Source organism: Mesorhizobium sp. M7A.F.Ca.US.011.01.1.1 (assembly GCF_003998295.1).
In the GTDB taxonomy this organism is placed as follows: Bacteria; Pseudomonadota; Alphaproteobacteria; order Rhizobiales; family Rhizobiaceae; genus Mesorhizobium.
The window spans coordinates 20262-30600 of the sequence record NZ_RZRT01000061.1 but is presented as its reverse complement, the minus strand read 5'-3'; the positions used below and the strand labels follow the sequence as shown (position 1 = coordinate 30600).

8 protein-coding genes are annotated in these 10339 nt (G+C 63.8%); 1 reads left to right on the top strand and 7 read right to left on the bottom strand.

Annotated elements, in window-relative coordinates:
* Window positions 1-183: 183 nt before the first annotated feature.
* From EOA13_RS31180 to EOA13_RS31155, 6 genes are all read right to left on the bottom strand, one after another.
* The gene (locus EOA13_RS31180; protein ID WP_013529179.1) at window positions 184-765 is read right to left on the bottom strand and encodes a CarD family transcriptional regulator; all 582 of its coding nucleotides are present in this window, start codon (window positions 763-765) and stop codon (window positions 184-186) included.
* 366 nt (window positions 766-1131) lie between these two features.
* Window positions 1132-1470, bottom strand: coding sequence for a ferredoxin FdxA (fdxA, locus tag EOA13_RS31175; protein ID WP_023699302.1), 339 nt, complete (start codon window positions 1468-1470; stop codon window positions 1132-1134).
* Between the two features lie 235 nt (window positions 1471-1705).
* Window positions 1706-2092 carry an RNA-binding S4 domain-containing protein gene (locus EOA13_RS31170; RefSeq protein ID WP_127297242.1) on the bottom strand — a complete coding sequence of 129 codons (387 nt, stop codon included), beginning with the start codon at window positions 2090-2092 and terminating at the stop codon, window positions 1706-1708.
* 16 nt (window positions 2093-2108) lie between these two features.
* A complete protein-coding gene (locus EOA13_RS31165) occupies window positions 2109-5543 on the bottom strand; it encodes a helicase-related protein (protein ID WP_127297241.1) in 3435 nt (1144 codons plus the stop codon).
* A gap of 705 nt (window positions 5544-6248) precedes the next feature.
* Window positions 6249-6974, bottom strand: a complete 726-nt coding sequence (gene phbB / locus EOA13_RS31160) for an acetoacetyl-CoA reductase (protein WP_127297240.1) — start codon at window positions 6972-6974, stop codon at window positions 6249-6251.
* A 93-nt stretch (window positions 6975-7067) separates the two neighbouring features.
* The gene (locus tag EOA13_RS31155; RefSeq protein ID WP_127297239.1) at window positions 7068-8246 is read right to left on the bottom strand and encodes an acetyl-CoA C-acetyltransferase; all 1179 of its coding nucleotides are present in this window, start codon (window positions 8244-8246) and stop codon (window positions 7068-7070) included.
* 301 nt (window positions 8247-8547) lie between these two features.
* On the opposite strand from EOA13_RS31155, the gene phaR reads away from it, so the two are divergent.
* A complete protein-coding gene (gene phaR / locus EOA13_RS31150) occupies window positions 8548-9159 on the top strand; it encodes a polyhydroxyalkanoate synthesis repressor PhaR (protein WP_023814312.1) in 612 nt (203 codons plus the stop codon).
* A 19-nt stretch (window positions 9160-9178) separates the two neighbouring features.
* Here the strand turns inward: phaR and EOA13_RS31145 are convergent, their stop codons facing one another.
* Window positions 9179-10318 (bottom strand): citrate synthase, encoded by a 1140-nt coding sequence (locus tag EOA13_RS31145; RefSeq protein ID WP_127297238.1) that lies wholly within the window; start codon window positions 10316-10318, stop codon window positions 9179-9181.
* Between the last annotated feature and the right edge of the window lie 21 nt (window positions 10319-10339).

Sequence of the window (10339 nt, the reverse complement as noted above, 5' to 3'; positions counted from 1 at the left end):
GCATCTACGCCGTCGGCTGCACCGGCGCTCGCATAGCTCTCTTCACCACTCAAATAACGATCAACAACAGTGCGCTTCAAACTCTCGCTGTGTTTGGACATGAAAACCCCCGAAGGTTGATGTCCAATTTTCGGGGGTCAGTTCACGAGGCCGGGTTTTTCATGAATTCAAAGGCGAACAAGTTCAGGCAGCTTCTTCCTGCTCGGCCTCTTCATTGTCGGCCTTGGCGCCACGCTTAGGGCCCTTGTTGAGGTTGACCTCGATCAAGCGCACGGCTTCGGTTTCCGACATGCGGTTGACGGCCGCGATCTCGCGGGCCATGCGGTCGAGCGCCGCCTCATAGAGCTGGCGCTCGGAATAGGACTGCTCCGGCTGGTTGTCGGCACGGTAGAGGTCGCGCACGACTTCCGAGATCGAGATCAGGTCGCCCGAATTGATCTTCGCATCATATTCCTGGGCACGGCGCGACCACATGGTGCGCTTGACGCGGGCGCGGCCCTGCACGACCTTCAGCGCGCGCTCGACATAATCCTCTTCCGACAGCTTGCGCATGCCGATGGAGGTCGCCTTGGCGACCGGCACCTTCAGGCGCATCTTGTCCTTCGAGAAGTCGATGACGAACAGTTCCAGCTTGTGTCCAGCAACTTCCTGCTCGTCGATCGAGACGATCTGGCCGACGCCGTGCGCCGGGTAGACGATGTATTCGCCGGTCTTGAAACCGTGACGCGCAGCGGTGGACTTCTTCTGCGGGGTGATCGTTGCCATTACGCCCTGAACTCCTTGTTGTGGCACCGGCGTCCTGCCGGTCCGAACTCGCGCGATCGGGGAAGCCGATCGTTAGCCGCACAACAGATGAACCCATCGGAAAAGCCGGACCGGCAAACGCGACATTGCGACCGCCTGGCCCAGATCGCTCTGGTCCGAATGGGATTTTCACCTTTCAGTGATTTGGGGCGTCTGCGCCATAAATCGACGTTGTGTCACCGGCATGTTTCGCTGATGTAACACAAAAAGTCGGAAGAATCAAGGTTTTGCTGCACAAGCGAAGGCCACAGGCCAGCGCCGCCTGTCAAGCCGGTTAATGCGACGTGCCTCTTACCCGGCGTAATACCGGCCTTTGCGGCCGTGTTGTCAATCGCCTTCGCCGGGCTCTGCCGAGAAGTATTTCTCGAACTTGCCGGCCTCGCCATCGAAGGATTTGGCGTCGGCCGGCGGTTCCTTCTTGGCGGTGATGTTGGGCCATTTGTCGGCGTATTCGGTGTTGACCTGCAGCCATTTGTCGAGGCCGGGTTCGGTGTCGGGCTTGATCGCGTCGGCCGGGCATTCCGGCTCGCAAACGCCGCAGTCGATGCACTCGTCGGGATGGATGACGAGCATGTTCTCGCCTTCGTAGAAACAGTCGACCGGACAGACTTCGATGCAGTCCATGTATTTGCATTTGATGCAATTGTCGGTCACGACATAGGTCATCGGTCGGCTCCGGGACGTCCCATTTTGTTGGGCTTTTTCCGTCAGGTAACGCCTTTGTCGACCGCTTGCAAGGGTAGCCATTGCGGACAGTGCCGGTGTTTCCGGAATGGAATTCCAGACTGCAGGCCCAGCGGAAGTCAGTCATGTCCCGCAGAGCGTCTGTTTGCCGGGCTCAGTTCTCGCCTCAGGCGTGCCGTTGTCCCAGAACCACTGCGTGTTTTTGGACGCCAGGCCATCAGTCTTCGCCGAGCAATCGGTCGGTCTGGCGACGTTCCTTCTTGGTCGGGCGGCCGCTGCCGGCCTCGCGCAGCCCCGGAATCGCATCGGGAGGGGCTTCGCCCTTCGGTGCGGGCGGTGGCGACATGTCCTCGTAAAGCGTACGGGCCTCCTCGGCCGGGCCGCGCCGCGTACCGGCGCCGAGCACCTTCCAGATGAAGATGCGGCGCTCGAGCGTGATGGTCAGGACGTCGCCTGGCTTGACCTGATCGGAGGCCTGCGCTGCTTTGTCGCGATTGATGCGAACGCGGCCGGCGACGACCAGTTTTGCCGCCAGCGAGCGCGATTTCACGGCGCGTGAGAAGAACAGCCATTTGTCGATGCGCTGGCGGCCTTCGGCAACCATCGAAGCGAGCCGGGTTCTACTTCTTCAACTGGTCGCGCAATGCGGCGAGCTTGGCGAAGGGCGAATCCGGATCGAAACGCACCGGGCGCTCCTCGCGCGGCTTCGGCTGAAAGGCCGGCTTGACGCCTTGCGGACCACCTTTGGCATCCGGCCTGCCACCCTTCCAGTCGGGACGGCCCTCACGGCGGTCGGGACGCTCGCCCTGCGGCCTGCCGTCACGCCGCTGTTCGCCTTCGGCCTGCGGCTTGGGTTTGAATTTCGAGCGGTCGAAGCGCGGCTTGCCGGCACCATCGCGCCGTCCTTCATGGGCCGGACGTTCTCCGGGTGCAGCTGCGGCCGGTGCGCCGGCGGTATCCACGGGGGCATCGCTTCGGCCGCGCGCTTGTCCGTTGCGTGGGCGATTGTTCCTGCGGCCGTCGTCGCGGTTGCGCGGCCGCTGTTCGAAGCGGCCCTGACGCCACAACAGGATGGGTTTTGGCGCTTCGGCTTCCGGAGCGGGTTGGCCGACGGCTGCTTCAGTCACCGCCACAGGTTCGTCCGGCGCGGCGTCCGTTGCCGGCGCGGCATTTGACACCAACTCGGCCGTTGCGGCTTCTTCTGCCGCTGCAACTTCGATCTCGGCAATCTCAGTCTCTGCCTGCGGTTCAACCGGCGCCGGTTCGGCGACGTCGGCCGCAGCCTCGGCTACAGGCGCTTCGTCTTGCACGGTTTCGACCGGAGCGTCCGCCTGTTCTTCCACGGCAGGCGCAGCAGGTTCAGCCGCGGCGTTGGAGGTGATTTCGGCGGGAATTTCGGCCGCGGTTTCCGAAACGGCCACTGCGTCAGATGCCGGCTCCGACCCTTCGACGGCTGCCTCTGCTGCGGCATCCATTGCCGCGGCTTCCGCCGCTTCGGCCTGCTCGGCTCGTGCAGCTTCTTCCGTCGCAAGCTTCGCCACCGCCGCTTCGCGCGCGGCATTGTCCTGTGCTTCGAGCCGTGCCTTGACCTCGACGGCCGGCTTCGGCTCGGCACGGTAGCCGAGACCTTTGAGGATCTCTTCCATGTCGTCTGCCGTGGCGCCGAGGATCGACATCATCGGCGGCGTCACCATGAACGACTGGCCGTCATAGGCGCCGTCCGGGCGCTGGCCGAGGCCGGGCTTCCAGTTGGTCGCCGGACGGATCAGATCCGCCAGCCGTTCCAGTATGTCGATGCGCACGGCGCGACGGCCGAGATTGCGGTAGCCGGCAAGCTTGTAGAACGTCTTGTCGAAAGCAGGGTCGATCACCACCGAGGTGCGACCCGAGGCGAGCGCATGGACCACGTCGCCAAAGCCTGGCTTGTCCTTGCCGTCATTTTTCAGCGCCCACAGCAGCGTCACCAGTCCGGCAGGCGCCGGCTTGATCAGCGCCGGCACGAAGACATGGTAGGCGCCGAAGCGCACGCCAAGCCGGCGAAGGGCGGCGCGGCCTTCCTGGTCGAGCGACTTCATCTCCTCGGCGATGTCGCGGCGGTTGATGAGGCCGAAATTCTCGACCAGCTGGAAGGCGATGCCGCGGCCGATGCCGGAAATCTGGTCGGCGTTCTTCAGGTCGACCAGCGGCTTCAGCAGCGACTCGATCTGGAAATTGACGAATCGCTCTGCACGCGCGGCGACCTTGTCGCGCGCCGGGCCGGTCAGCTGTTCGTCGGCCAGCAGCACCAGCCGCGGCTTCAGCGCGTCTTCGCCTGATACCAGCGTGCCGATCGGCGCGCCGATCCAGCGCAGCGTGCCGTCCGAGCCAAGCGCAATGTCGCCATTGGCCGAGGCGCCAAAGCGTTCGGCGCGAGCCTCGAACTCGGCGGCCAGCGCCTTCTGGGCGGCGGTGCGCACCGCCTTGGCGTCTTCGCCGCCGGCGGTCTGGTCGGCGGTGAAGCGGAACCCTTGCAACTCGCCGACATGGTGGCCTTCGACAAGGACGGTTCCGGTAGGACTAATTTCGGCTTCGGGCATGGTATTTTCTCTAAGGCGCCGCATGAGGACGGAAGTCCTGCGGTCTACGAAGCGTTTCGTCAACCGCTCATGCAGCGCATCCGACAATCTGTCTTCGATTTCGCGCGTCTTTTCCTGCCAGTGTGCCTGATCGGCCAGCCAGCCGGGCCGGTTCGACACGAATGTCCAGGTGCGGATCTGGGCAATGCGATGCGACAGCGTGTCGATATCGCCCTCGGTGGTATCGGCGCGGCGCACCTGCTCGGCCATGTAATTCTCGTCGACATGGCCGTAGCGTGCGAGGTCCGTGTAAATGGAAGCGATGAGGTCGGCATGCTGCGCCGGCGCGATCCTGCGGTAGTCGGGCAGCGCGCAGGCTTCCCACAGCAGCGCCACGCGCTTGGCATTGGTGGTGAGTGCGCGAATGTCCTCGTCGCGCGACAGATGCTCGAGCGCCTGTGCATCGACGGCAGGCAATGCCCGCGTCAGTCCCTCGACGGGGGCGTTGGTCTCGATCGAGCGCTTCAGCGCGTCGAGGCTGGCAAAGTCGAAATGCGCGGTGCGCCACTGCAGCACCTTCACCGGATCGAAATCATGGCCTTCGATCTTCTTGATCAGCTCTTCGTCCAGCGGGTCGACCTGGCCAGTGACGCCGAAGGTGCCGTCGCGCAGATGCCGGCCGGCGCGGCCGGCGATCTGGCCGAGCTCGGCCGCGGTCAGGTTGCGATACTGGAAGCCGTCGAACTTGCGGTTCTGGGCGAAGGCGACGTGGTCGAGATCGAGGTTGAGACCCATGCCGATGGCATCGGTGGCGATGAGGTAGTCGACATCGCCGGACTGGAACAGCGCCACCTGGGCGTTGCGGGTGCGCGGCGAGAGCGCGCCGAGCACGACAGCGGCACCGCCCTGCTGGCGGCGGATCAGCTCGGCGATTGCGTAGACCTCGTCGGCGGAAAAGGCGACGATCGCCGTGCGCCGCGGCAGGCGGGTCAGCTTCTTGGAACCGGCATAGGCAAGATGCGACAGCCGAGGCCGCGTCACCACCGAGACACCCCTCAGCAGGCGCTGCAGGATGCCATGCATGGTGGCTGCACCGAGCAGCAGCGTTTCCTGGCGGCCGCGCAGATGCAGGATGCGGTCGGTGAAGATGTGGCCACGCTCGAGGTCGCCGGCGAGCTGCACTTCGTCGATGGCGACGAAGGCGGCGTCGGTCTCGCGCGGCATGGCCTCGACCGTGCAGACCGAATATCTGGCGCCCGGCGGCTGGATCTTTTCCTCGCCGGTGATCAGCGCCACTTTGTGGGCGCCGACCTTTTCGCAGACACGGGCGTAGACCTCGCGCGCCAGCAGCCTGAGCGGCAGGCCGATGATACCACTCTCATGCGCCACCATGCGCTCGATGGCGAGATGGGTCTTGCCGGTGTTGGTCGGCCCGAGCACGGCAGTCACGTCGCGGCCCGACAGGATCAGCGGCTCGGTGTGTTTGGGCTGGATGTTCATCAACCTAGAATAAGGCTTCTGGGACCTGGAAATAAGGCTTCTTGGCCTCTGGTTGTCGGGAGCGTGCCTCAAATGGCGCGTATGACAGGCGACACATAGGGATTTCGGGCGCGAAGCGAAAGCGGAATGTTCCGCCGGCGGCCAGAAGGTGGTTTTGTCAAGCTTTCAACCGGCTGCGGATTAACGGATAGAACGAGTCTGGAACGAATCGGCGACGAATCAGTGACTCCTGCAGATTCAGCTTTTGTTCACGGCTACATGTGGATTTCGCGACCGCGAGTCGCACCACATGCTGAATCGCTGAACTGGCCCGTTTCATGCTAAGAGGGCGTTGCCGTTAACCTTTGCCTGGAAACAACCACGGTGGTTTGGCGCGCCTCGACCAACATTATGAAATTGTTGATCTTTCTTAACCTGCGTTAAGCAGTTGGGCAGGCGATTCCGGCTGTCGTCGTTAACGCTCAGCTCATAACCGGAACGAATCGGCGATGGCGTAATTTTCCCGATTTGTTCACCCCAATATCTTGTGTTGTGAACAGTTTATCCACCGAGAATCCACAGGTTGCCAGGGAGCTTTTGCACAGGGCTGCTGCCGGCTGTTAACCTTCGCGTGCCGAATTGGGTCAGCTACGGTCGCGAGCACGTCAAAGGACCGTGCCGGAAACGGGCCGGTGTGCCGGCCCGTCGATCTCCTACATCGCCACGTCAGGCGAAGTATTGGCCACCGTTGGCCGTGATGGTCGAGCCGGTGATGAAGCCGGCATCTTCGGATGCGAGGAAGACGACGCAGCGCGCGATCTCTTCCGGTTCGCCGAGGCGGCCGACGGGGATTTGCGGGATGATGCGGTCGTTGAGCACCCTCTCGTCGATCGCCTTGACCATCTCGGTGGCGATGTAGCCAGGGCAGATGACGTTGACGGTGATGCCTGCGCGAGCTCCCTCCTGAGCGAGAGCTTTGCTGAAACCGATGTCGCCGGCCTTCGCGGCGGAATAGTTGACCTGGCCGGCCTGGCCTTTCTGGCCGTTGATCGACGAGATGGTGATGACGCGGCCGAACTTGCGGTCGCGCATGCCGCTCCACAGCGGATGCGTCATGTTGAAGACGCCGGACAGGTTAGTGTCGATGACCTCTTTCCACTGCTCGCGCGTGATCTTGTGGAACATGGCGTCGCGGGTGATGCCGGCATTGTTGACCAGCACCGAGACCGGGCCGAGATCGGCCTCGACCTGCTTGATGCCGGCGGCGCAGGCATCATAGTCGGCGACCGACCATTTGTAGACCGGAATGCCGGTCTCGGCCTTGAATTTCGCCGCTGCGGCGTCATTGCCGGCGTAGTTCGCGGCAACCGAATAGCCGACGGTCTTCAATGCGATCGAGATCGCCGCGCCGATGCCGCGCGATCCGCCTGTGACGATTGCTACCTTGGTCATGCATTTCCCCTTTTTTTGATACCGCCCTGTTGTCGGGCTTGGCAGGCACTGGATACAGAACGGGCGGCTCGCGCCGCCCGGTTGGTGAGTTCTTCAGAGTGCTTCGATGCACATGGCGACGCCCATGCCGCCGCCGATGCACAGGGTAGCGAGACCCTTCTTGGCGCCGCGCCGGCGCATCTCGAAGACCAGCGTGTTGAAGACACGGGCGCCGGAAGCACCGATTGGGTGGCCGATGGCGATGGCGCCGCCATTGACGTTGACGACCGAGGGGTCCCAGCCCATGTCCTTGTTGACGGCGCAGGCCTGCGCGGCAAAGGCCTCGTTGGCCTCGACCAGGTCGAGATCGCCGACCGACCAGCCGGCCTTTTCCAAGGCCTTGCGCGATGCTGGGATCGGGCCGGTGCCCATGATCTGCGGATCGACGCCGGCGGTTGCCCAGGACACGATGCGTGCCAGCGGGGTGATGCCGCGCCTCACCGCTTCCGCCTCGCTCATCAGCAGCGCGCCGGCGGCACCGTCATTGATGCCGGAGGCGTTGGCGGCGGTCACCGTGCCGTCCTTGTCAAAGGCCGGCTTCAGCTTGGTCATGGCGTCGAGCGTGGCGCCATGGCGGATGTATTCGTCCTGGTCGACAATGGTGTCGCCCTTCTTGCCCTTGAGTGTGACGGCGACGATCTCGTCCTTGAACTTGCCGGCCTTTTGCGCGGCCTCGGCCTTGTTCTGCGAAGCCAGCGCAAACTGATCCTGGTCTTCGCGGGTGATCTGGAACTGACGTGCCACGTTTTCGGCGGTGTTGCCCATGTGATAACCGTTGAAGGCATCCCACAGCCCGTCCTTGATCATGGTGTCGATCAACTTGAAGTCACCCATCTTGACGCCGGCGCGCAGGTGCTGGGCATGGGTCGAAAGCGACATCGATTCCTGGCCGCCGGCGACGATGACCTTGGCATCGCCGGTGGCGATCTGCTGCATGCCGAGCGCAATGGCACGCAGGCCCGAGCCGCAAACCTGATTGAGGCCCCAGGCTGTGGTTTCCTTGGGCAAGCCAGCATTGATCGATGCCTGGCGGGCCGGGTTCTGGCCTTGCGCGGCGGTCAGCACCTGGCCGAGGATGACCTCGTCGACCTCGCCTGGTTCGACACCGGCACGTGACAGCAATTCCCTGATGACGACGGCACCGAGCTCATGCGCCGGGGTGGCGGCAAAGGCGCCGTTGAAGGAGCCGACCGGCGTGCGCGCCGCGCTGGCAATGACGATGGAAGCGGACATTTTCTTCTCCAGACTTCAAGGGTGTCGTTCTGTCGTTAGGGACTTTTCTTGCCCTTTCCCAACCCCAAGTCAAACCGGAAATGGGCAGGGCGCCCATGCGCCGCAAGCAGGTCGTGCCTTGCCATGGCGGCCATTCGTCCATTGCTGCGCAGCATATTTTGCCTGCTATGCAGCATTTAGTGATCCCGCACTGCACAAACTGCTTGGAATTGTGAAGCTTTTGCGCATATCCTCAAAAAAAAGGCACAATCGTTATCGGCGGCTTGCTCAGAGGCGCGCCGGTGTCCCCGGGAGGATGTAGATGGCCGCTAAAGACGATCCGATCATCATCAAGAAATACGCCAATCGCCGCCTCTACAACACCGGCACCAGCACCTATGTGACGCTCGAGGACCTCGCCGAGATGGTCAAGAAGGGCGAGGAGTTCACCGTCCAGGACGCCAAGACCGGCGACGACATCACGCATCCGGTGCTGACCCAGATCATCTTCGAACTGGAGAACAAGGACGGGCAAAACATGCTGCCGATCCCGTTCCTGCGCCAGCTCATCGCTTATTACGGCGACCAGATGCAGATGATCGTGCCGAGCTTCCTCGAACAGTCGATGCTCGCCTTTTCCAAGGAGCAGGAGCGCTTTCGCGAGCAGATGAAGGGGGCGATCGGCAAGTCGCCGCTCGACATGATGAAGATCACCACGCCGATCAAAGCGCTGGAGGAACAGACACGCCGCAACATGGAAATGTTCCAGAATGCGATGCGGCTGTTCACGCCGTTCCCGCCCGCCGGCACCGCGCCGGCCGCTGCGCCGTCGCCCGAGCCGGCCAGGAAGGAAACACCTGACAAGCCCGACGATCTTCAGGAACTGAAGGACCAGATCGCGGCCATGCAGCGCAAGCTCGACACGATGTCCTGAGCTTAGCGCTCTTGCGATCTTACGGCAGCACGCCCTCATAGCGGCCGCGCGGCCTGATGACACTTCGGCTTGTTATCTGTTCGACCGTGTGCGCTGCCCAGCCGACGCTGCGTGCGAGCGCAAACAGGCGGAACGGCGTATCGCGCGGCAAGCCAAGACTGCGCGTCAGCGCGGCCAGCCCAAAGTCGATGTTGGGAAGCGCGCCGGTCGCCGCAAAGGCAGCGTCGCGCAGCGACGATAGTGTGCCGTCAACCTCGATCACCGACAGAAGCGCTGCCCCTCGGGGGTCGCCGTCGGGATAGAGCTGATGACCGAACCCCGGCAGCGGCCGGTCATGGCTGAGCCAGCGCCGAATCGCCGCATCGGCGCCATGCCGCGCCGCATCCTCGGCCAGTTGCATCACCGCCTCGCCGGCGCCGCCATGGCGAGGACCGGACAGCGTCGCGAGCCCAGCCAGCAGGCAGGCGGCCAGCGGCGCGCCGGTCGAGGCTGCGACGCGCGCAGCGAAGGTGGACGCGTTCAGTTCATGATCGGCAAGCAGGACAAGCGCGCGGCGGATCGCATCGGCGCCGCTGGCGTCCACCGACCAGGCCTGTGCCAGCCGCTGATGGACGGGATCCGGTCCTGCCGGTGCGCCCAGCGCGCCGGCCAGCACGCCGACCGCGTGCGCGGCGTCGGCATGCAGCGAGGCGGCGCTGCGCCCAAGCGATGGGCGCCCCTGGCCGGCAAGCACGGCAAGTCGCGCAAAGGCCGCAGCCCGGCCAGCTTGATGGGGTGCGTCCGGCAATGGTGCTTCGAAAGCCACCGGTTCCGGCAGAGCCCAGAGAACTGCGGCGGCTTCTTCCAGTGTGGCGTGCCCGGAGAGCACCGCGGCGTCCTGCCCGCGATAGATGAGCCGACCGTGCGAGACGGTCGAGATCGCCGTTGCGATCGAGGGCTCGCCCCAGGCAATGGCGCTTTCAGCGATGGCTGATGGGCTCCGTCCGCGCGCCCTCCGCGTTGCCAGCGCTTCTATATCGTCGGCACGATACTGGCTGCGGCGCGGATCGGCGCGGTCGGGCCGCATGCCGATGCGCCCACGGCTGACATAGGCGTACAGCGTCTGCGCCCGCACCTTGAGCCTCTCCAGCGCTTCTTCCCTGGACAACCACTCGGACATATCGAACCCTGATATTGATTC